Raw genomic sequence first — 22153 nt, forward strand, 5'->3', positions numbered from 1 at the left:
ACCGTATGCGTACAAGCAGTGGGAGCAGACTTGTTCTGTGACTGCGTACCTTTTGTATAATGGGTCAGCGACTTATATTCAGTGGCGAGCTTAACCGTCTAGGGGAGGCGTAGGGAAACCGAGTCTTAATAGGGCGTTTAGTCGCTGGGTATAGACCCGAAACCGGGCGATCTATCCATGGGCAGGTTGAAGGTGCCGTAACAGGCACTGGAGGACCGAACCGACTACCGTTGAAAAGTTAGCGGATGACTTGTGGATAGGAGTGAAAGGCTAATCAAGCTCGGAGATAGCTGGTTCTCCTCGAAAGCTATTTAGGTAGCGCCTCGTGTATCACCACTGGGGGTAGAGCACTGTTTCGGCTAGGGGGTCATCCCGACTTACCAAACCGATGCAAACTCCGAATACCAGTGAGTGTCAGCACGGGAGACACACGGCGGGTGCTAACGTCCGTCGTGAAAAGGGAAACAACCCAGACCGTCAGCTAAGGTCCCAAAGTTATGGTTAAGTGGGAAACGATGTGGGAAGGCTTAGACAGCTAGGAGGTTGGCTTAGAAGCAGCCATCCTTTAAAGAAAGCGTAATAGCTCACTAGTCGAGTCGGCCTGCGCGGAAGATGTAACGGGGCTCAAACCATACACCGAAGCTACGGGTTCATCGTAAGATGAGCGGTAGAGGAGCGTTCTGTAAGCCTGTGAAGGTCAATTGAGAAGTTGGCTGGAGGTATCAGAAGTGCGAATGCTGACATGAGTAACGACAAAGGGAGTGAAAAACTCCCTCGCCGGAAGACCAAGGGTTCCTGCGCAACGTTAATCGACGCAGGGTGAGTCGACCCCTAAGGCGAGGCCGAAAGGCGTAGTCGATGGGAAACGGGTTAATATTCCCGTACTTCTAGTTACTGCGATGGAGGGACGGAGAAGGCTAGGCCAGCACGGCGTTGGTTGTCCGTGTTTAAGGTTGTAGGCTGGTGACTTAGGTAAATCCGGGTCACTAAGGCCGAGAGCTGATGACGAGTGTTCTTTAGAACGCGAAGTGGTTGATGCCATGCTTCCAGGAAAAGCTTCTAAGCTTCAGGTAACTAGAAATCGTACCCCAAACCGACACAGGTGGTCAGGTAGAGAATACCAAGGCGCTTGAGAGAACTCGGGTGAAGGAACTAGGCAAAATGGCACCGTAACTTCGGGAGAAGGTGCGCCGATGAGGGTGAAGCATTTACTGCATAAGCCCACGTCGGTCGAAGATACCAGGCCGCTGCAACTGTTTATTAAAAACATAGCACTCTGCAAACACGAAAGTGGACGTATAGGGTGTGACGCCTGCCCGGTGCCGGAAGGTTAATTGATGGGGTTAGCTTCGGCGAAGCTCTTGATCGAAGCCCCGGTAAACGGCGGCCGTAACTATAACGGTCCTAAGGTAGCGAAATTCCTTGTCGGGTAAGTTCCGACCTGCACGAATGGCGTAATGATGGCGGCGCTGTCTCCACCCGAGACTCAGTGAAATTGAAATCGCTGTGAAGATGCAGTGTATCCGCGGCTAGACGGAAAGACCCCGTGAACCTTTACTATAGCTTTGCACTGGACTTTGAATTTGTTTGTGTAGGATAGGTGGGAGGCTTTGAAGCGTGGACGCTAGTCTGCGTGGAGCCAACCTTGAAATACCACCCTGGCAACTTTGAGGTTCTAACTCTGGTCCGTTATCCGGATCGAGGACAGTGTATGGTGGGTAGTTTGACTGGGGCGGTCTCCTCCCAAAGAGTAACGGAGGAGTACGAAGGTGCGCTCAGCACGGTCGGAAATCGTGCGTAGAGTATAAAGGCAAAAGCGCGCTTGACTGCGAGACCAACACGTCGAGCAGGTACGAAAGTAGGTCTTAGTGATCCGGTGGTTCTGTATGGAAGGGCCATCGCTCAACGGATAAAAGGTACTCCGGGGATAACAGGCTGATACCGCCCAAGAGTTCATATCGACGGCGGTGTTTGGCACCTCGATGTCGGCTCATCACATCCTGGGGCTGAAGCCGGTCCCAAGGGTATGGCTGTTCGCCATTTAAAGTGGTACGCGAGCTGGGTTTAGAACGTCGTGAGACAGTTCGGTCCCTATCTGCCGTGGACGTTTGAGATTTGAGAGGGGCTGACCTTAGTACGAGAGGACCGGGTTGGACGAACCTCTGGTGTTCCGGTTGTGTCGCCAGACGCATTGCCGGGTAGCTACGTTCGGAAAAGATAACCGCTGAAAGCATCTAAGCGGGAAACTTGCCTCAAGATGAGATCTCACCGGGAGCTTGACTCCCCTAAAGGGCCGTCGAAGACTACGACGTTGATAGGTTGGGTGTGTAAGCGCTGTGAGGCGTTGAGCTAACCAATACTAATTGCCCGTGTGGCTTGACCATATAACACCCAAGCAATCTGGTGTTATCGAGCCAACAGATTTAAACAACTTCGCGAACTTGCGAGATTGCAAATACCTTAGCTTCTGTCACAGATCCAAGCTTTTTAAGCTGCACGCCTAGCGGGCAGCAACAAATTGCTTGACGACTATAGAGCATTGGAACCACCTGATCCCATCCCGAACTCAGAAGTGAAACGATGCATCGCCGATGGTAGTGTGGGGCTTCCCCATGTGAGAGTAGGTCATCGTCAAGCGCCTATACCGAACACCCCGATCAGATATGGTCGGGGTGTTCTTCTTTGTGCGGTCGGAAAGTATTGCCTTCGATCGCAGGAGGTTGCCGGGTCTGAAGTCGGCCCATCTTCACCGGCCCTCTCGTTTTCATGTTGCCGCTTATTCTCTTTTGTTTCGCCTACCGGCTGCTAAGCTGCAGTGACGCTGAGGAGGGAGTATGGGGCTATACGATCGTTATGTTCTGCCAAGGTTGATCGATACTGCCTGCAGTATGGGGGACGTCATGGCACGCCGGGCGCGACTGGTACCCCAGGCGTTGGGTGAGGTGTTGGAGATTGGTATTGGTACCGGACTCAATCTGCGCTACTACGACCCGTCCAGGGTTACGCGACTTGTTGGGGTGGATCCGGCCGCGCAGATGCAGGCGTTGGCACAGCGACGCAGCGCTGACGTGGATTTCCCTGTCGACATGGTGGCTGTCGATGTACGGGGGATACACGCCGATGACCGTTGCTTCGACACTATCGTCATGACCTTTACGCTCTGCAGTATTGCCGACCCGTTGCCGGCCTTGCGGGAAATGCACCGCGTACTGCGTGACAGTGGAAAGCTGTTGTTTTGCGAACACGGGCTGGCTCCTGAGCCTGGCGTCCAACGGTGGCAGCATCGCCTTACTCCCTGGTGGAAGCCATTCGCAGGCGGTTGCCACCTTGATAGGGATATCCCAGCATTGATAGGTGATGCGGGTTTTTCCATCGAAGAGATTGAAACCGGTTACATCAAGGGGCCACGACCGATGACATTTCTGTATGAAGGTGTCGCGACGAAGGGATGATTGTTCAGTGCCATAACAAAAGAGCGCCCAAGGGCGCTCTTTTGTTATGGCGGCGATCAGAGGCGGTCAGGCGCGACCCCACTCCAGGTCCTGCAGGTGGCGCCACATCAGCTTGCCTGTTGGCGATTTGGGGATGCTGTCGGCGAAGGAGACCATCTGCGGGCACTTGTAGGCGGCCATATTTTCATGGCACCAACTGATGATGTCCTGTTCGCTGGTGTTCTCCTTGCCTGCCGCGAGGACCACTACGGCCTTGACCGTTTCGCCACGGCGCTCATGCGGTGTAGAGATGACACAGACTTCCTGGATCGCAGGGTGCGCGTACATCAGCGACTCGACTTCCGCAGGCCATACCTTGAAACCGGATGCGTTGATCATGCGTTTCACCCGGTCAACGAGGAAGAAGTAGCCCTCTTCATCGTAGTAGCCCAGATCGCCAGAGCGGAAGAAGCGATGACCGTCCAGTTCGACAAAGGCTTCTTCGGTGGCGTCCGGGCGGTTCCAGTAGCCCTGGAAGATCTGCTCGCCGCGCATGATGATCTCACCGGTTACGCCGGGTTCGACTTCCTTGAGCGTTTCCACATCGATGACGCGTGAGTCGACACCGATGAATGGAATGCCGAGGCATTGTGCCTTGGATGCCTGCGGAGGGTTAACGTGGGTGGCAGAGATCGTTTCCGATAGGCCGTAGCCTTCCATATAGGTCAGCCCCGTCTTTTCCTGTAACTTGGCTGCGACGGCCGCCGGCATGGCTGCGCCACCGCCACCGATGCCTTTGAGTGAGCTGATGTCGTACTTGTCGATATCAGGGTCGGACAGCATGTCGACGACCATGGTCGAGATGTTGCGCCAGGTATTGACTTTTAGGCGCTCGATCAGGGTAGCGGCGACCTTGCGGTCCCAGCGGGTCATGACGACCAGTGTACCGCCGGCATACAGCGTCGAGTTCATGCACGATTGCATGCCGGTCACATGGAACATCGGCACTGATACCAAGTGAATGCAGCTGTGCTGGGTGTTGACCCAGGCTGCGCCATACACCGTGGTAGCCATCACGCTGTGATGGGTGTGCACGCAGCCCTTGGGATTCCCGGTTGTGCCCGAGCTGTAGGGAATGACGCACAGGTCCTGCGGTCCTGCGGTCAGCGGGCCGGGCTGCAGCTGTGCATTGAGCGCATCCTGCCAGCGAGTTACGCCTTTGGCTGTATCGACGGTCGCCGGCTCTGTAACGGCTTCGGGCAGCGGCAGATCAGTTGGGTTCTTCACGTACTCGCTGTAGGCGCTGACAATTACCTCGCGCAGACTGCCTTCGCCAATGTGGGGGGCGACAAACTCGCTCAGTTCCTGGGCACATAGCGCGACTGGGGCTTGGGTGTCTTCGATCAGATAGGCCAGCTCGGCGGTGCGGTTCATCGGGTTGACGGGCACTACCACAGCATTTGCCCGAAGGATGGCGAAGTAGCCGATGATGTACTGTGGGCTGTTCTGCATGTAAAGCAGAACCCGATCACCAGACTGCACACCCGCCTTTTGCAGGTAACCGGCCAAGCGCTCGGTCTCATCCTGCAATTCGCGATAGCTGATATCGCTGCCGTAATAATGGATGGCTGGGTGTTTCGGGTAGCGCAGTGCCGAGACGGTGATGTTGTGATACAGGTTGGTTGCGGGTAGCTCCAACTCGCGGGGTACCTGCTCCGGCCATACTGCAAAATGACGATCAAACATGCATCCAGTCTCCTGTTATTGTCGGCGCGTTGGCCATGTGCGCGCACCGACTGTTGTATTTGGGCATCCTCGCAGCATAGGGGGCGGGGTGGTTCAGGGGAATCAAACTGCACTCTCGTGTTAGCAGGCAATAAACAGCGCTTAGTCGGCGTCCCGTTGAGGGGCGTGGATCGGGTATAGTTACTGACTAAGGGTAGCGCCATGACGTGACCACGGGAGAGGGCTGCAGGCATGACACAGAATCAGGTAATCATCTTCGATACCACACTGCGTGACGGGGAGCAGAGCCCCGGCGCGTCCATGACCAAGGACGAGAAGCTGCGTATCGCTCGGGCGCTGGAGAAGCTGCGCGTCGACGTGATCGAGGCCGGTTTTGCAATCGCCAGTCCTGGCGACTTCGACGCGGTCAAGCTGATCGCGGATACCATTCAGGACAGTGTGGTGTGCAGCCTGTCCCGAGCCATGGATGCCGATATCGACCGTGCTGCCGAGGCGCTGGCCGGTGCGAATGCTGGCCGTATTCATACCTTTATCGCTACCAGTCCGATTCACATGCAACACAAGCTGCGTTTGCCGCCGGATCAGGTGGTGGAGCAGGCGGTCCGTGCGGTCAAACGTGCGCGCAATCTCTGCCCGGATGTCGAGTTTTCCTGCGAGGACGCGGGTCGCTCAGAGATCGACTTCCTCTGCCGTATCATCGAGGCGGCCATCGACGCGGGGGCGCGCACCATCAATATCCCCGATACGGTCGGCTACGCCATTCCACATCAGTTTGCCGACACTATCGGTCAGATCATCACCCGGGTGCCGAATGCCGACAAGGCGATCTTCTCTGTTCATTGCCACAATGACCTGGGACTCGCTGTCGCCAACTCGCTGGCGGCGGTAACCGCAGGCGCGCGCCAGGTCGAGTGCACCATCAACGGTCTTGGCGAGCGGGCCGGTAACGCTGCGCTGGAAGAGATCGTTATGGCGATCAAAACCCGCAAGGACCTCCTCAACGTGGAGACCCGCATTCAGACGGAGAATATTCTCGCGGCGTCGCGTCTGGTTTCCGGTATCACCGGCTTTCCGGTGCAGCCGAACAAAGCAATCGTAGGGGCTAACGCCTTTGCTCACGAGTCTGGCATCCATCAGGACGGTGTACTCAAGCATCGGGAAACCTACGAGATCATGAGCGCCCAGTCGGTTGGTTGGCATACCAACAAGCTGTCATTAGGCAAGCTGTCGGGCCGTAACGCCTTCCGTTCCCGGCTTGAAGAGCTGGGCATCGAGCTGAGCGGCGAGGCGCTGAATGCCGCCTTTGCCCGTTTCAAGCAACTGGCAGACCGCAAGCACGAGATTTTCGACGAAGATCTGCAGGCCCTGGTAACCGACACTCTGACCGAAGTGGAAGAGCACATTCGCCTTGTTCACTTGGATGTGACCTCCTGTATGGGGGAGGTTCCGGTTGCGACAGTGCAGTTGACTGTAGACGGTGAAGAGAAGACCTCAAGTTCAGAAGGCTCCGGCCCAGTGGATGCGGCGTTCAAGGCCATCGAGCAGCTTGTTGGCTCGCAATCCAGTCTTCAACTGTATTCGGTCAACGCGATTACCCAGGGTACCGACTCTCAGGGCGAGGTAACGGTAAGGCTTGAGAAGGCCGGGCGCATTGTTAATGGCAATGGTGCTGATACTGACATCGTTGTGGCGTCCGCCAAGGCGTATATCAATGCGCTGAATCTGATGCGCGAAGGCGCTTATCGGGCTCATCCGCAAGCGGCGGACGTTTGATGTTCGAAGCGACTCGCCTCGCTTATCTGGAGGCCTTGGGCGTTACCAATTGGATGCCGCGAAAACCTCTTGCGGCGGTGCCTGCGCGTGCGCCCGCGCTGCTGTTGCCGGAGCCAGAGGTGCCTGCAGCAGAGGGTATTGCTGCGCCTGTCGAGCGAGCCACCACCGCGCCGCGCGTTGAGGTGCCAAGGCCAGTCAAACCGACAGTCGCGCCAGCTCCTGTTCCTGTTCCTGCTCCGCCGACGCCGGTCCCCGAGCCGGTGAAAAAAGGCCCCGCGGCGGAGCCGGTCGCTGCGTTCTACCTGCAGCTCTGGCAATCCGGTCCGTGCATGTTGCTGATTGAAACGCCCGAGCCGGGGCTGGAAAGCGCGATGCCCGGCTTTATCCTGTTGCAGGACATTTTGCGTGCGGTACAACTCCCGGATCGTCCGACATTGGTCGGTGATTTCCGCTGGCCGCTCAATCGCAACCCGCAGCTGGACCGCAGTGCTGCTGCGGCCAATCGCGGGTTGCTGGCCTTTTTGCAGGCGCGGCTGGAGTCACAGCAGATCGTTTCGGTTGGCTGCTTTGGTGTGATGAATACCCTGATGGTTGAAACTGACCTTACCCAGGCCGATGCATTGCTTGGTTGTGAGGAATCTGTCGAGGGGCTGCCACCGGTCTGGTTTGCGCCCAGCCTCGACAGCCTGCTGAAACGCCCGCAGGAGAAGGCGGCGTTGTGGACGTTGTTACGCCGTGTGCGATCGCGCTGGCAGGAGAAGTCATGAGTACGTTGTCCTTTCGCCGCATGCAGGAGTCAGATCTGGATGCGGTGCTGGCGGTCGAGTTTGCGGCATTCAGCCATCCCTGGACACGCGGCATCTTCCTGGACTGTATTCGTTCGGGGCATGAGTGCTGGCTTGCCTACAGCGGGCAGCAGCAGGTTGGGCACGGCGTGCTGTCGGCTGCCGCCGGTGAGTCGCATTTGCTCAACATCACCATCAAGCCCGAGAGTCAGGGCAACGGCTATGGTCTGGCGTTGCTTGATCACTTGATGCAGCAGGCCAAGGCGCGTGATGCCGAGGTCACGTTCCTCGAAGTGCGCGAATCCAACCAGAGTGCAGCGCGACTATACGAGCGTTACGGCTTTAACGAGATTGGTCGGCGCAAGAACTACTATCCGGCAGTGGGTGGGCGCGAAGACGCGCTCGTCATGGCCTGCTCGCTGCTCGATTGACCCCATGTCCAACGCACGTCGTAACGGCGCCATTGCCGGCCTGGTGATCTGCACGCTGGCCTGGGCCGGTAATGCACTGGTGGCGCGCGCCAGTGCCGGGATGTTACCGCCAATCGGGCTGTCCTTCTGGCGCTGGTTGACCGCGCTGCTGTTGTTGCTGCCATTCACCTTGCCGAGCCTGTACCGGCACCGTGATCTGCTCTCAGTGCACTGGAAACAGATCGCGATACTTGCAGCGCTGAGTATCTCCTCCTACAACACTCTGCTGTACCTGGCCGCGCAAAGCACCACCGCGATCAACATTACGCTGGTCAACACCGGCTTACCGGTCGCTGCCTTTATCTGGTCTGTCGTATTACTGCGGCAGTGGCCGACACGGCTGACGCTGCTTGGCACATTACTGTCATTTCTCGGCTTGTTGCTGATTCTCAGCGCCGGCAAGCCATGGCAACTGCTACAGATCGGCTTTAATCGGGGCGACCTGATTATGGTGCTGGCGGTGCTCACCTGGGGCCTGTACTCCGTTCTGCTGCGGCGCTGGCCGGTTCCGGTGCCCGGGTTTACCTTGCTGGCGGCCATGTTGCTGTGCGGTGTGCCGCTGCTGTTGCCCTTCTATCTCTGGGAGTTGAATGCGCACGGTGGCATGCCCTGGTCGCCTCAGGCATTCGGCGCGATTGGCTACACTGCCGTTATGGCGTCGCTGGTTGCCTACTCCGCCTGGAACCACGGCGTGCGCGTGCTCGGGCCGGCAACAGCGTCGTTGTTCAGCTATCTGATGCCGATATTCGCCTCGTTGCTCGGCATTCTGCTGCTGGGCGAGCATTTGCACGCCTATCACCTGGCTGGCGGCGCGCTGACGTTTGTCGGCTTGTTGCTTGCGACTTGGCAGGGACGGAAAGCCTGATGCAGCTGTGTGTTATTCCTGGCGACGGGATTGGTCACGAGGTTATACCGGTTGCTGTTTCTGCGCTGCAGCGGTTGCTACCGGGCTTGCAGACGCAGACGGCGGATGCTGGATGGGAGTGCTTTCAGCGCTGCGGCTCGTCCGTTCCGGAGGCCACGCTGGAGCAATTGCGAGCGACAGGTGCCGGGCTGTTTGGCGCTGTCTCATCACCGGCGCGCAAGGTGGCAGGGTACCGCAGCGCCATTCTGACCCTGCGCCAACAGCTCGGCCTGCACTGCAACCTGCGCCCGGTGCGCAGCTGGCCAGTCATCTCGCCTCGCAGCGGTATCGACATGCTTATCCTGCGGGAGAACAGCGAAGGGCTGTATGTCGGTCGCGAGCACATGGAGAGCGAAGACATTGCCATCGCGGAGCGACAGATCAGCAGAGCGGCATGTGAGCAGTTCGCTGCACGTATCGTCGAGGTGGCCGAGCAGCGAAGCGCCCAAAGGGTGACACTGGCTCACAAGGCCAATGTGCTCCCGCTGACCTGCGGACTGTTTCGCGACACCTGTCGTCAGGTGCTCGCCGCGCATGGCTGGGAGACTCAGGTAGACGAGCGGCTGGTAGATGTTGCGGCCCTGCAACTGGTCGAGTCGCCGAATAGCTTCGACGTGCTGGCAACTACCAACCTGTTTGGCGACATCCTGTCCGATCTGGCCTGTTACTGGTCAGGTGGGCTTGGCATGGCGCCATCGCTCAACTGGGGGCAGGGCATTGCCCTTGCCGAACCGGTACACGGCAGCGCACCGGATATCGTCGGAACCGGTCGGGCCAACCCTATTGCGGCACTGCTGAGCGCGGCCTTACTGCTGAGATATCACTGGCAAGAACTAGAACTGGCCGCGCGACTGGATGCGGCGGTTGAGGGCTTTCTGGTCGAGGCGGGTGCAGTTGATTTTGCCGATCGCACCACAGAGATTATTGCCGACGGCGTGATCAGCAGGCTGTAGGGCGACGATAGGTTAGACGCTGAAACATAAAAAAAGGCCTAGCCGAAGCTAAGCCTTTGAAAAGGTTGGTGGCTACACCGGGACTTGAACCTGGGACACCAGCATTATGAATGCTGTGCTCTAACCAACTGAGCTATGTAGCCATCCGAGGCGCGCATTATTCATTTCTGCGGAATTGTTGTCAACCCTGTTGGCATAACTTTTTTATCTTCTTTTTCAATTGTTTAACCATGCCCTGCCTGAGGGGGCTGGTCGGGCGATTTTGTTCTAGCGGCTGTCGAGCTGCATGGGCACGCTGACGCCCTCGGCGCTGCTGTCTTGGTTGACGCTGACGTCGATTTGGAAAACGCGCCCTGCATTCAGCCCGGCGCGATCTACTAGGTACCCCTTAATGTTGCCTGCTCGCAGCTGGGCGAGGCGCCGGAGCATCAGCTCGCTTGCGCTCCAGTGCTCGAGGACGGCTTGGCGCAGCTGGACTTCGCGTGCTTCCTTGTCGAGCTCTGCCCATTCTGCGGGAGGCTGCCGCTTTAGCTGGGTGCGGTAGATGGCTTCCAGCAAAGCCGGCTTGTCGTCTTCGTCGACGACTAGCTCACTGGGATCGGCTGGCAGCTTCTTGCCGCTGTTCTGCAGTATCTGGTACTGCAATCGCTGGTACTCACTTTCCAGCCGCTGCGCCGCCAATGGCGGACCGTCCTGCTTGATAGTGCTGAGGCCTTCAATTTCCAGAATCAGGGCTGGCCGCTCATTTAGCGCCTTGGCAAGGGTGTCCAGAGTGTTCTGAGCAGCGCCATCCAGCTCGGCACTGCCGGCTGCGAAGCCGACTTGGCTGATGTCCTGATCGTTCCCGGAGACGAGGCCCGCAATGAACTTGAACGGTGCCTGAGTGGCACGTAGCAGCAGGTTACGGAAGGTTTGCCAGACAATCGGCATGACGCTGAACTGCGGGTCGTTGAGGTTACCTGATACCGGCAGCGAGAGGTCGATATTGCCGTTGGTGTCCTTGAGCAGTGCAACTGCTAGCCGGACTGGTAAGTCGACTGCGTCCGGGCTATCTACTTTCTCTCCCAGTTGCAGACCTTCCAGTAGCAGTTTGTTCTGGGCGTTCAACTGACCTTGCTGGATACGGTATTCAAGGTCCAGATTCATGCGCCCCTTACGGATGCGGTAGCCGGCAAACTTGCCGGAGTAGGGGGTCAGTGTGGTCAGTTCTACGTTGCGGAATCGGGTCGCGATGTCGAGGCTGTTGAGCGGGTCAAACGGTGTGAGGCCGCCCTTGATAGTAACGGGCGCATAGCGGTCGACGCGGCCGCTGATGTCAACATCGGCAACCAGCGGCCGCTGATTGTCTATGGTGCCTATCTGGCCGTTGAGTTGTCCCATGGCGGTGGAAAAGTTGGGGGTGAGGCTGAAATCAGCGAAGTTGGCGGAGCCGTCACGTACCGAAATACCACCGATATGCAGTGCCATCGGTGGCTTGTCTGCTGTCTGCGCTTGGGTTTGTGTCTGCCCCGGCTGCTTGACGATCAGGTCGCTGAAGTTGGTGGTCAGGTTTTCGTTGACGATGAACCGAACATACGGGCGCTGCAGGGTTATGTGTTCAATGCCGAGACTGTCGCCTTGATAGTTGATGCCGGCAACGTTCAGGGTTTGCCACTTCAGCAGGTCGCGCTTGCGAGCGGAGTCGACAATATGCAGTTGACCGACGCTGGCATCACCGGTTACGCCCAGATCAAGCGGCGAGGTGCTGCGCAGCTGCAGCTTGAGGTTACTGTCCAGCAGGCCGCTACGCAGCTGAATGTGTACCAGCGGTTCGATATATGCTCTGGTCAGTTGCAAGCTGATATCGCGGGTGCTGATGTTGAAGTCGGCGGTGACGGGCTGAAGGTTGACCTCGCCGCTGGCACTGATGTGACCGGTGCCGTTCACACCTGTTTCGACGCTGAGTTTAAAGGGGGCGGCAGCGCTGCTGTCAAAGTCACTCAGGGTCAGATTGAGCGGCGCCAGTTCTAGGCTGACGTCGTTTTCAGGCAGGCGGTCCTGCAGATGCAGTTGGTATCCGGTCAGCTCTGCGTTGGCCAGCAGCACTTGCCAAGCTGGCGTTGGTTGCTGCGGCGCATTGTCTGCGCCTTCGCTGGCGGCGTTATCTTCAGCGGCATTGTTATCGTCAGGCGTGGCAGAGGCGTCGAGGGCGGTGGCTGCGTCGGCGGCCGGTGGTTTCTTGCTGGTGGTCTCCGGCATCAGACTCAGGAGGTCGAGCTGACCATCTTCGGTACGGGCGGCCCAGGCTTGCAGACCTTCACTGCGGACGTTGCCTACGCGTGCTTGCCGGGTTGCGAGATCGAGTGACCCGTCGCGGATATGCAGCGATGGTATGCGGAGCAGCGGTTTCTCGACGTTGTCGATAACCAGGTCCTGGAGGTCGAAGGCGGCATTGCTCAGGCGTACGTCGGTCTGCTCAGAAAGGTCGATATGGTAGTTGGTGCTGGTGTTGAGCTTGCCGCTGCGTAGCAATAGCGGCAGCCGTTCGCGTACATATGGCCAGATGGTCTGTAGCTCAGCCGCCTGCACGCTGATCTGGCCGTTGGAGCGCAGCGGAACCAGGCTAAGCTCGCCTTTCCAATCCAGGCTGGCACCGTAGGGGCCGGTGGCGGTCAATACCATTTCGCCGCTGTTATCGGGCAGGGTACTCAGGTTGTAAAGCTCCAACGAAAGCTCGTCGTAGGCGAACTCGACGGTATCGGAGGGACGCAGGTCTTCGAAGTTGAAGCTGTTTTTGATCAGCGCGATGCGATCGAGTATGACCGGAAAGGGCTGTGTGTTCGACTCCTGTTGCTGTGGTTCGGATGGCGGCAGTTTGAACAGCTGCAACAGGTTCAGTTGCCCCTCGGCATCAAAGCGGGCCTCGATGTGGGCGCGTTCCAGTTCGACATTGCTCAGGTGTACAGCCCCACGCCAGAGGCTGTCGAGTTCCAGGTCAGCATAGGCTCGCCGAAAGGCGATCTCTGGCGCTGCCTCTTCTCCGATCTGGAGGTTCCACAAAGTGAGTTCAAAGCTGAACGGGTTGAACTCGACACGCTCCAGTTTGGCGGGAACGTTCGCCAGTTGGCGCAGCTGCTGATTGGCAACGTGCAGCACTATGGCAGGCAGCAGCAGGACTCCAACCAGACTGTAGGCAAACACGGCTATTAACAGTGAAACAAGCAGGGTCTTCTTGCTTGGATGCATGGAATTCTCACCGCAGGACGAAGCATTGACGAATTATGGCACGGTAATCACCGTGGCGCGGCCTTTGTCGGCGAGGTTGTAATGTCTTAAGAGTGGCACATAGGGCATGCGTGATGTTGGCGTATTGCTTCTAGAATGGTCACAAACAATAAGACCAATGGGAGTGGCGCTTATGCGCAGGTTTGCAGTCTGGACGGCGGCGCTGGTGTTGTTGGCGGCGGCTGGAAGCTGGTGGTTGGGCAGACCACCTGCGTCGGACCTGATTTTCTATGGCGGCCCTATTCTGACCGTCAATGATCAGGACCAGGTGGTCGAGGCGCTGGCGGTCAAGAACGGGGTGATTGTTGCCGTTGGGCGTGCCGCTGACGTCCTGCCCCATCGTACGGCGGATACCCGGCTGATTGACCTGCAGGGTCGGACGCTGCTGCCGGGGTTTGTCGCTGCACATGAGCACCCGACGCTAACGGCGGTGTTTCGCGGTGCGCATGACTTGTCTGGATTTACCCACCATAGCAATGCCCAGGTGTGGGCGGAGCTGAAAAAGGCCGTAGCAGACACCGACCCGGGTGAATGGGTTTATGCTGGCGGCCTGGATGCGATTCTGGTACCGGATCTGCAGGTTCCGATGCGTGAGGCGCTGGATACACTGGCGCCGGATAATCCGGTCGTGCTCATTTCCCAGACGCTGCACTCTGCGTGGGCCAACTCCAGGGCGTTTAAGGAAGCAGGGATTACGCCGGAAACGCCTGACCCTGGTCTTGGGTCGTACTACGAGCGTGATGCCAATGGTGAATTCACTGGTTTCATTGCTGAAACGCGGGCCATGGCACCCTTTGTCGATGGCCTGCGTGCGCCGCTGGGGCTGGTGGGGCGATACGGTGACACGTTGGACGGCTACCTGAGCCAAGGTTTTACCTCGGTTGCGTCATTGGGCTACAACCTTCCGCCGTGGATGGCGCGTTTGGTTGCCCTGCGTGATTTTCATCCGCGTATTCGACAGTTTTTCTATCTGGTCGACAGCGAGCTGAAGTTCCTGCCGGAGCGTCCGGATCATGACGAGGCGTACTTTCGCGTGCTCGGCGTCAAGCTATGGCACGACGGTTCACCTTACACCGGCAGCATGTTGACCTCGGTTCCCTATCTGGATAGCTCACTTGGCAAGACCCTTGGTATCCAGCCGGGTAGTCACGGTGCCGGGATGATCGTGCAGGACGACTTGGTCGAGCGCATTCGGCGCTATACGGCACAGGGCTGGCAGGTGGCAATCCATAGCCAGGGGGATGAGTCCAATCGGCAGGTGACGCAGGCTATCCTCAAGGCCCTGCCATCTGATGCGGTTACGCGACAGGTTAGGCTGGAGCATTCGGTCATGCTGCCTCCGGACCTGATGCCTGCACTGGCGGAGCGCGGTGTCAGCGTCAGCTTTCATATCAACCATATTCTCTATTACGGCGATGCCCTGGCTGACTCAATTATCGGCCGTCGGGCGGCGCAGCAGGTGTTGCCGGTGCGTCGTGCGTTCGAGCTGCAGATGCACCCTTCACTGCACGCGGACAGTCCGATGTTCCCGACCGAAGGTTTCAGCTTGATGCAGACCGCGATCACGCGCAAAACGTCCAGCGGGCAGACGCTGAATGTTGCGCAGGCAATCGATGTAAAACAGGCTTTGCGGGCAATGACAATTAATGGCGCCTGGCAATTGGGCATCGAACGGCAGGCTGGAAGCCTCGAGGTAGGCAAGTGGGCGGACCTGCAGATTGTCGACCGGAATCCCTATGCCGTGGCGCCGGGAACGCTGCGTTCAACCAAGGTTCTAGAGGTGTTCGTCGGCGGTCAGCCGCAGTTCGTCAGCGAGTAAAACAAAAAAGCCCCGGACGCCAAGGCGTGCGGGGCCTGTTTGCACAAGAGAGCTCAGACGTTGAAGCGGAAGTGCATCACGTCACCGTCCTTGACGATGTATTCCTTGCCTTCCAAACGCCATTTGCCAGCTTCCTTGGCACCGCTTTCGCCGTTGTACTGAATGAAGTCGTTATAAGCGACGACTTCGGCGCGGATAAAGCCTTTCTCGAAGTCGGTATGGATTACGGCCGCAGCCTGCGGCGCGGTGGCTCCGACCTTGACGGTCCAGGCCCGTACTTCCTTCACGCCTGCGGTGAAGTAGGTCTGCAGGTCCAGCAGTTCGTAGCCGGCTCGGATCACGCGGTTCAGCCCCGGCTCTTCCATGCCCATGGTTTCGAGGAACATCTGCTTTTCCTCGTCGTCATCCAGTTCGGCAATCTCAGCTTCGATCTTGTTGCAGACCGGAACTACGACCGCGCCTTCTTCGGCGGCGATTTCGCGGACCACGTCCAGATGCGGGTTGTTCTCGAAGCCTTCCTCGGAGACGTTGGCGATATACATCACCGGCTTGTTGGTAAGCAGGTGGAAGCCCTTGGCCAGTTGACGCTCTTCCGGGCTCAGGTTCTTCAGTAGCGAGCGAGCGGGCTTGCCGTCTTCAAAGTGCGGAATCAGCTGTTCGAGCAGCGCCTTCTGCGCCAGGGCTTCCTTGTCGCCACCCTTGGCGTTGCGGGCAACGCGCTGCAGCTGTTTCTCGCAGCTTTCCAGGTCGGCGAAGATCAGTTCCAGATCGATGGTCTCGATGTCGCGGCGCGGGTTGACGCTGTTGGAAACGTGGATGACGTTTTCGTCTTCAAAGCAGCGCACGACGTGGGCGATGGCGTCGGTTTCGCGGATGTTTGCCAGGAACTTGTTGCCCAGACCTTCACCCTTGGAGGCGCCTTCTACCAGGCCGGCGATGTCGACAAACTCCATGCTGGTCGGAATGACGCGCTCGGGCTTGACGATGGCGGCCAGTGCATCCAGGCGGGCATCGGGCATGGGAACCACGCCGCTGTTCGGCTCGATGGTGCAGAAGGGGAAGTTCTCGGCACCGATACCGGCTTTGGTCAGTGCGTTGAACAGAGTGGATTTGCCGACGTTGGGCAGTCCGACGATGCCGCAGTTAAAACCCATGGTGTTGTCCTCTGCCGATGGTTCGGCGTAATGAGATTCAGGCCTTGAAGCTGTGCAGGCGTTGCATGACCGCGGTCCAGTTGCCGTCGACCATGCCCGGCAGTTCGCTGATCGCCTCGTCGATGCAGGCGTCCAGTGCGTCCTGCTCGGCGCGGGGCGCTCGGCCCAGTACAAAGCCGGTCACCTGCGAGCTGTGGCCAGGGTGGCGATACCGAGTCGCAGGCGGTGAAAACCGTTGTTGTTGCCCAGTTTGGCGATAATGTCGCGCAGACCGTTGTGCCCGCCATGTCCGCCACCTTTCTTGCACTTGACCACACCCGGCGGCAGATCCAGTTCGTCGTGGGCGATCAGAATTTCTTCGGGTGCAATGCGATAGAAGCTCGCCAGCGCGGCAACAGCCTGACCGCTGCGGTTCATGTAGGTAGTTGGGATCAGCAGGCGAACATCCTGACCATTCACGCTGATGCGTGCCGTCAGGCCAAAAAACTTGCTCTCCGGACGCAGGCTGGTGTTGTGCCGTGCGGCCAGACGTTCAATAAAAAGGGCGCCAGCGTTGTGGCGGGTCAGTTCGTATTCCGGGCCTGGGTTTCCCAGTCCTGCAATCAACTTGATTCCCTGCGTCACAACGGGCGCCCTCTTCAGAGTCGTGCGGAAGCTTACTCCGCGGACTCCTCGCCTTCAGCAGCCGGCGCGTCAGCAGCAGCAACGCGAGCGGCGTGGACGTTAGCAACCGGCAGGTCGTGATCAGCGCCCTGAGCCAGAGCAGTGATAGCAACACCTTTCGGCAGTTTCAGGTCAGTCAGGTGAACGATCTGGTCCAATTCAACGGCAGCCATATCGACTTCGATGGACTCGGGCAGATCTTTCGGCAGGCAGTGTACTTCCACTTCAGTCATGGTGTGGGAGATGATGCCGCCTTTCTTGACGCCAGCGCAGCTGTCTTCGTTGACGAAGTGCAGCGGAACGTGGACGGTGACTTCGTGGCCTGCAACAACGCGCAGGAAGTCAGCGTGCATGATCATCGGCTTGGCCGGGTGACGCTGCAGTGCTTTCAGCAGCACGTCTTCTTTCTTGCCGTCGATGGACAGGCTGATGACGTGGGAGTAGAAAACTTCGTTTTCCAGGGCTTTCTTCAGTTCGCGTGCTTCCAGAGCAACGTTCTGAGGAGCCTTGTCACCACCGTAAACGATGGCGGGAACCAGATCAGCGTTACGACGCAGGCGGCGGCTCGCACCTTTCCCCAGGTCGGTACGCGCTTTCGCATTCAGAGTGAAGTCGACCATTTGTAGTCTCCTTGCTAATTCCCCCGGGCGTTTGCGACCAACGCGTCGGGCGAGAGGTGATGCCCTCGCGGGCAGTTAAATCAGCGCGCGTTTCTTAACGGAACATCGCGCTGATGGATTCTTCATTGCTGATGCGGCGCATGGCTTCGGCCACGATCGGAGCCATGTCCAGCTGGCGAATGCGCTCGCAGGCAGCGGCGGGCGGGGCCAGCGGGATGGTATTGGTCACCACCAGCTCGTCCAGCACGGAATTGGTAATGTTCTCAATTGCCTTGCCCGACAGGATCGGGTGAGTGCAATAGGCATAAACCTGAGCTGCGCCATGGTCCTTCAGGGCCTTGGCTGCATGGCACAGGGTGCCGGCGGTATCGACCATGTCGTCAACCAGGACGCAGGTGCGACCTTCAACGTCCCCGATGATGTGCATCACCTCAGACTGATTGGCTTTTGGACGACGTTTGTCGATGATCGCCAGGTCAACGCCGAGGCTTTTGGCCACGGCACGTGCGCGAACAACACCGCCGATGTCGGGCGATACAATCATCAAATTTTCGAAGCGTTGATCCTGGATGTCGTCGATCAGTACCGGCGAGCCATAGATGTTGTCGACCGGAATGTCGAAGAAGCCCTGGATCTGGTCCGCGTGCAGATCGACGGTGAGCAGGCGATCAACGCCTACGGTGTCAAGCATGTCGGCGACGACCTTGGCGCTGATGGCAACGCGGGCCGAGCGTGGGCGTCGATCCTGGCGGGCGTAGCCGAAGTAGGGGACAACCGCGGTGATGCGGGAGGCGGAGGAGCGACGCAGGGCGTCGGCCATGACTACCATTTCCATCAGGTTGTCGTTGGTCGGTGCGCAGGTGGGCTGCAGGATGAAGACGTCCTTGCCGCGCACATTCTCGTTCAGTTCGACGTTGACTTCACCGTCGCTAAAGCGGCCGACGGTAGCGTCGCCGAGGGGGATGTGCAGTTGACGCACGACGCGCCGTGCCAGATCGGGGTTGGCGTTCCCCGTGAAAACCATCATCTTGGACACGCAGCAATACCTTTTGTGGGTAGTGGCTAGGCGGAGAATTCAGGTCTGCGGGAATGCCGAAATGGCCTCAACCAGCCAGACATGAACTGTTCTGTACTTGATTGCTGCCGGAGAGAAAAATGGCAGGGGCGGCTGGATTCGAACCAACGCATGGCAGGATCAAAACCTGCTGCCTTACCGCTTGGCGACGCCCCTGTATCTGTCCGGATGCACGGCTGCATCCGTCATGCTTGCTTTTGCAGTTCGCGGTGTAACGGGGAAACGTTACAACCTCTTGCTACAAAACTTCGCAGTGTGGCTGGCAACCGGGCGCGAACTTTATCAGCTTCGCGTTCGTTTGGGAAGGCCCCAAACAAGCAACTGCCAGTCCCGGTCATCTTAGCCTCACAATATTTGTTTAGCAAGATCAACGTGTTACGAATTTCAGGGTAACGCGTTGTGACGACCGGCAAGCAGTCATTCCGACCACCGCCTGCGACGAAGGCCGCTAATGTAATGGGCGATGTGTTTCGCGTCAACCTCTCATCGGAAAAAATTTCCGCAGTACTGACCTGGCAGTCTGGTGCAACTACCAGAAACCAGGGCTCATCCAGTTCAACCGGGGTCAGTTGTTCGCCTACACCTTCGGCCCAGGCGGCATGGCCACGGACGAATACAGGAACGTCGGCGCCCAAGCGGATGCCCAGTTCAGCCAGTTGGTCGAGGTTCAGGTCAGTCTTCCACAGAGTGTTGAGCCCCAACAGCGTTGTTGCTGCGTCGGAGCTGCCGCCACCGATGCCGCCACCCATTGGCAGGGTTTTGTCCAGCTGGATATCGGCGCCGAGTGGTGTGCCGCTGGCCTGTTTGAGCATCCGGGCCGCACGGATGATCAGGTTGTCGTCAGCGGCAACGCCGGGCAGGTCGGTCAACAGTCTGATCTGGCCGTCGCTGCGCAGGCGGAAATGTAGGGTGTCGCCATGGTCGAGGAACTGAAACAGCGTCTGCAGGTTATGGTAGCCGTCGTCGCGGCGGCTGGTGATGTGCAGAAACAAATTCAGTTTGGCCGGAGCCGGCAGGCTGAGCGTTGCAGTGGTCATTCGTTGATGCCAGGTTTCCATTCGGTGATCACCAGCGTCAGCAGCAGGTCATGGCCGGAAATCTGCAGGCGCTGGGGCAGTTCAAGGTCGCCAACCTGTTGGTAGCGACTGTATTCGATGGTCCAGCCACTCTGCTCCAGGCGTCCGAGTCGACTATGGCTATCCAGTTGCAGGCGGCTGGTTGAGTTTGGTGCGGGCAGGCCGCGTACCCACCAAAGCAGATGGTCGACCGGCAGACGCCAGCCGATCTGCTGGGCGACCAGCTCCTCTGCGGAGCTGGCGCTGACCGGGGCGTGGCCGGCTACCTCCAGAGTGGTCTGGTTACGGTCGCCCTGAATGCGGGTTGCGCCGCGCCCCAGCGGGCCGGACAGACGGATATCGAAATACCGCTGGCGCTGCAGCCAGAACAGTGTTCCGCTGCCGGACTCTTGTGGGCTGCGGATTCCCAGCTTGCCCTGCAATATCCAGCGGTCCAGCGGCTCCAGCGTGGCTCGGTGGTTTTTCCAGGCGGTCTGGTCACCACCAAATTCGATGGTTTCGCGTTGATGCAGGCTGCCGCAGGCGGTCAGGGTCAGCAACAGGCAAAACAGAAGGGGCAGGCGCAGCGCGGGCATGGCTTATTCGGCTTCCAGGCGATCACGGGTTGAGGGAATAAGGTCGCTTTCAGGGTCCAGCTTCAATCCTTCGCGCCAGACCTTGCGGGCTTCGCGCTTGCTACCCTGGCGCCAGAGCACCTCTCCGAGGTGGGCGGCGACTTCCTGATCCGGATAGTCTTCAAACGCTTCGCGCAGCAGTGCCTCTGCCTGGTCGAGATTGCCCAGGCGGAAGTGAACCCAGCCCAGGCTGTCCTTGATTGCCGGGTCCTCCGGCGACAGTTCGGCTGCACGGGTGATCAGCGACAGGGCGCGCTCGAGTTGAACGTTGTGGTCGGCCAGAGTGTAGCCCAGCGCGTTCAGAGCCATCGCGTTGTTTGGGTCCTGCTCTATGATGGTGCTGAGGTCTTGCTCGACGCCGCGCAGATTACCAAGGCGTTCGTGCAGCATCGCACGGCTGTACAGCAGGCTGCTGTCCTGCGGGTACGCCTGCAGGGCTGTGCTGACCTGAGCCATGGCAAGCTCCGGGTGGTCGGGAAGCAATGCCTCTATCTCTATCTGAAACAGGGTCAGTCCGTGTTGCGGGTGCTGGTCGCGGTCTTGCTGGAACTGCGCCCGCAGCGCCGTAATCCTGTCCTGCTCCAATAGCAGTTGGGCAATCTGCACGCGCGAGGTCAGTAACTCGGTGCCGCTGTCGATGCTCTGCCAGGTCAGCATGGCGTCTTCACTACGGCCGGCGGCCAGGTAGGCGCTGCCGAGATGGTAGCGCGCAGTATTGTTGCCGGGGGCCAGCTGCAGAGTGTGCTGCAGATGAATGACCGCCTGTTCTGCATCGCCCAGCTCGAGGTCAATGAGGCCCAGTGACATCTGCAGGTCGGCGTCGTCCGGGTTGTCGACGGCAAGTTTCTGGTATTGCACCCGGGCATCCTTGAAGTTGCTGTCACTGACTAGTAGGCGGGCAAGCATCAGGCGCAGCCGGACATCGCCGGGAAAGCGCTCCAGGCCGTCATAGAGAAGTGCCTCGGCGCGTTTGGGGTCTTGCTCGGCGAGCAGGCGGCTGTGCAGCAGGATGATCGGGGCGACCTCATTACTGCGTGGGTGCTCTTCGAGCAACTCCAGGGCCTGCTCCGGGCGATCTGCCTGTTGCAGTAGCAGGGCGCGGGCGAATACCAGTTGTGCGTTGTCCGGGTGGCGTTCCTGCATTTGGCGGAGGCTGGTCAGCAGGGCGTTGCGGGTCTGCGGATCGGTCTGTGCGGCGGCCAGGGCAAGAAAGTCGAAATGGGTTTCGCCGTGCAGGTCCAGAGCGCGCTGCATCATGCTCATTGCCTGTTCATGCTGACCGGCGCGAGCCAGATGAATAGCGGCCGAGCGCAGTGCTTCCGGGTCCTGAGGGGCGATTTCGACCCACAGGGCCGTCATCTCGTTTGCTGCCTGCTCATTGCCAAGAAACTCCGCGACGCGCACGGCGCGTTCGGTGATTCCGGGATCGCGAGTGCTGCGGGCCTGTTTCAGGTAGTTGTCGAGCGCGATGTCGAAGCGGTCGCGCTGACCCGCTATCTCTGCGGTCAGCAAGTCAAACAGGGTGTCCTGGCTGAATTGGCCATAGACCGTCGGCTCCGCTGCGGAGCTGGCCTCTGCTGCTGGCTGCGCTGGTTCGGCCGGCAGATCGGCCTGATTCAGAGCGCTGCAGCCGCCAAGCATCAGTGCGCTCAGCAGCGCAGGCAAGGTCGGATTGAATATACCCTTCATAGGAAATCTCGTGCGAAACGGTGGGCTGGCCTCAGCGAATGGCAGCGCTTGGCATAGCGTTGAGGCATCATGACACAGGCGCCGAGACAAGCACAGTACGGGGCTTTGCGTGGGTAA

Annotated in this window: 15 protein-coding genes, 2 tRNA genes, 2 rRNA genes and 1 pseudogene (1 of these 20 cut by a window edge); 9 read left to right on the forward strand and 11 right to left on the reverse strand. The window is 58.8% G+C overall.

Going from position 1 to position 22153, the window contains the following annotated elements:
• From ACKPCU_RS05790 to ACKPCU_RS05800, 3 genes are all read left to right on the forward strand, one after another.
• A 23S ribosomal RNA gene (locus tag ACKPCU_RS05790) occupies window positions 1–2384 on the forward strand; it begins 505 nt to the left of the window's first position.
• Between the two features lie 137 nt (window positions 2385–2521).
• Window positions 2522–2637: ribosomal RNA gene (rrf, locus tag ACKPCU_RS05795) — 5S ribosomal RNA — on the forward strand.
• 197 nt (window positions 2638–2834) lie between these two features.
• Window positions 2835–3452, forward strand: a complete 618-nt coding sequence (locus ACKPCU_RS05800; RefSeq protein WP_321350603.1) for a class I SAM-dependent methyltransferase — start codon at window positions 2835–2837, stop codon at window positions 3450–3452.
• Between the two features lie 66 nt (window positions 3453–3518).
• Here ACKPCU_RS05800 and ACKPCU_RS05805 read toward each other — a convergent pair whose 3' ends face one another.
• Complete coding sequence (locus tag ACKPCU_RS05805; protein ID WP_321350605.1) at window positions 3519–5177, reverse strand: long-chain-fatty-acid--CoA ligase; 1659 nt, start codon at window positions 5175–5177, stop codon at window positions 3519–3521.
• A 231-nt stretch (window positions 5178–5408) separates the two neighbouring features.
• Here ACKPCU_RS05805 and ACKPCU_RS05810 point away from each other — a divergent pair, with 231 nt between their 5' ends.
• Genes ACKPCU_RS05810 through ACKPCU_RS05830 form a run of 5 tightly spaced genes read left to right on the forward strand, consistent with a single transcriptional unit; the run spans window position 5409 to window position 10062 of the window.
• On the forward strand, window positions 5409–6950 hold the full coding sequence (locus ACKPCU_RS05810) for a 2-isopropylmalate synthase (protein ID WP_104738953.1): 1542 nt from the start codon (window positions 5409–5411) through the stop codon (window positions 6948–6950).
• Window positions 6950–7717, forward strand: a complete 768-nt coding sequence (locus tag ACKPCU_RS05815) for an energy transducer TonB (protein ID WP_321350607.1) — start codon at window positions 6950–6952, stop codon at window positions 7715–7717. Before ACKPCU_RS05810 ends, ACKPCU_RS05815 begins: the two co-directional genes overlap by 1 nt.
• Window positions 7714–8166, forward strand: a complete 453-nt coding sequence (gene rimI / locus ACKPCU_RS05820) for a ribosomal protein S18-alanine N-acetyltransferase (RefSeq protein WP_321350610.1) — start codon at window positions 7714–7716, stop codon at window positions 8164–8166. Before ACKPCU_RS05815 ends, rimI begins: the two co-directional genes overlap by 4 nt.
• 4 nt (window positions 8167–8170) lie before the next feature.
• Window positions 8171–9070: a DMT family transporter gene (locus ACKPCU_RS05825; protein ID WP_104738956.1), complete on the forward strand. Its 900-nt coding sequence runs from the start codon at window positions 8171–8173 to the stop codon at window positions 9068–9070.
• On the forward strand, window positions 9070–10062 hold the full coding sequence (locus ACKPCU_RS05830) for an isocitrate/isopropylmalate family dehydrogenase (RefSeq protein WP_321350612.1): 993 nt from the start codon (window positions 9070–9072) through the stop codon (window positions 10060–10062). Before ACKPCU_RS05825 ends, ACKPCU_RS05830 begins: the two co-directional genes overlap by 1 nt.
• Window positions 10063–10128: 66 nt before the next feature.
• Here ACKPCU_RS05830 and ACKPCU_RS05835 read toward each other — a convergent pair.
• Together ACKPCU_RS05835 and ACKPCU_RS05840 are read right to left on the reverse strand one after the other, a co-directional pair.
• Window positions 10129–10205, reverse strand: a tRNA-Met gene (locus ACKPCU_RS05835).
• 124 nt (window positions 10206–10329) lie between these two features.
• Window positions 10330–13287, reverse strand: a complete 2958-nt coding sequence (locus tag ACKPCU_RS05840; protein WP_321350614.1) for a DUF748 domain-containing protein — start codon at window positions 13285–13287, stop codon at window positions 10330–10332.
• A gap of 172 nt (window positions 13288–13459) precedes the next feature.
• Here ACKPCU_RS05840 and ACKPCU_RS05845 point away from each other — a divergent pair, with 172 nt between their 5' ends.
• Entirely contained in the window at window positions 13460–15145 is a 1686-nt protein-coding gene (locus tag ACKPCU_RS05845) for an amidohydrolase (RefSeq protein WP_321350616.1), read from the forward strand.
• A gap of 53 nt (window positions 15146–15198) precedes the next feature.
• Here the strand turns inward: ACKPCU_RS05845 and ychF are convergent, their stop codons facing one another.
• The 8 genes and pseudogenes from ychF to ACKPCU_RS05885 form a co-directional block, all read right to left on the reverse strand.
• Window positions 15199–16299, reverse strand: coding sequence for a redox-regulated ATPase YchF (gene ychF, locus ACKPCU_RS05850; protein ID WP_104738974.1), 1101 nt, complete (start codon window positions 16297–16299; stop codon window positions 15199–15201).
• Window positions 16300–16336: 37 nt separating this feature from the next.
• Window positions 16337–16911: pseudogene (pth, locus tag ACKPCU_RS05855) on the reverse strand (aminoacyl-tRNA hydrolase).
• 44 nt (window positions 16912–16955) lie between these two features.
• Window positions 16956–17582, reverse strand: a complete 627-nt coding sequence (locus tag ACKPCU_RS05860) for a 50S ribosomal protein L25/general stress protein Ctc (RefSeq protein WP_321350620.1) — start codon at window positions 17580–17582, stop codon at window positions 16956–16958.
• Between the two features lie 94 nt (window positions 17583–17676).
• On the reverse strand, window positions 17677–18618 hold the full coding sequence (locus ACKPCU_RS05865) for a ribose-phosphate pyrophosphokinase (protein WP_321350622.1): 942 nt from the start codon (window positions 18616–18618) through the stop codon (window positions 17677–17679).
• Window positions 18619–18738: 120 nt separating this feature from the next.
• Window positions 18739–18813, reverse strand: a tRNA-Gln gene (locus ACKPCU_RS05870).
• A 29-nt stretch (window positions 18814–18842) separates the two neighbouring features.
• Entirely contained in the window at window positions 18843–19715 is an 873-nt protein-coding gene (gene ispE / locus ACKPCU_RS05875; RefSeq protein WP_321350624.1) for a 4-(cytidine 5'-diphospho)-2-C-methyl-D-erythritol kinase, read from the reverse strand.
• Window positions 19691–20308 (reverse strand): lipoprotein insertase outer membrane protein LolB, encoded by a 618-nt coding sequence (gene lolB, locus ACKPCU_RS05880; RefSeq protein ID WP_321350626.1) that lies wholly within the window; start codon window positions 20306–20308, stop codon window positions 19691–19693. The genes ispE and lolB overlap by 25 nt, the downstream gene beginning before the upstream one ends.
• Window positions 20309–20311: 3 nt before the next feature.
• Window positions 20312–22036 (reverse strand): tetratricopeptide repeat protein, encoded by a 1725-nt coding sequence (locus tag ACKPCU_RS05885; RefSeq protein ID WP_321350628.1) that lies wholly within the window; start codon window positions 22034–22036, stop codon window positions 20312–20314.
• Between the last annotated feature and the right edge of the window lie 117 nt (window positions 22037–22153).

Source organism: Halopseudomonas oceani (assembly GCF_963677335.1).
GTDB lineage: Bacteria > Pseudomonadota > Gammaproteobacteria > Pseudomonadales > Pseudomonadaceae > Halopseudomonas > Halopseudomonas oceani.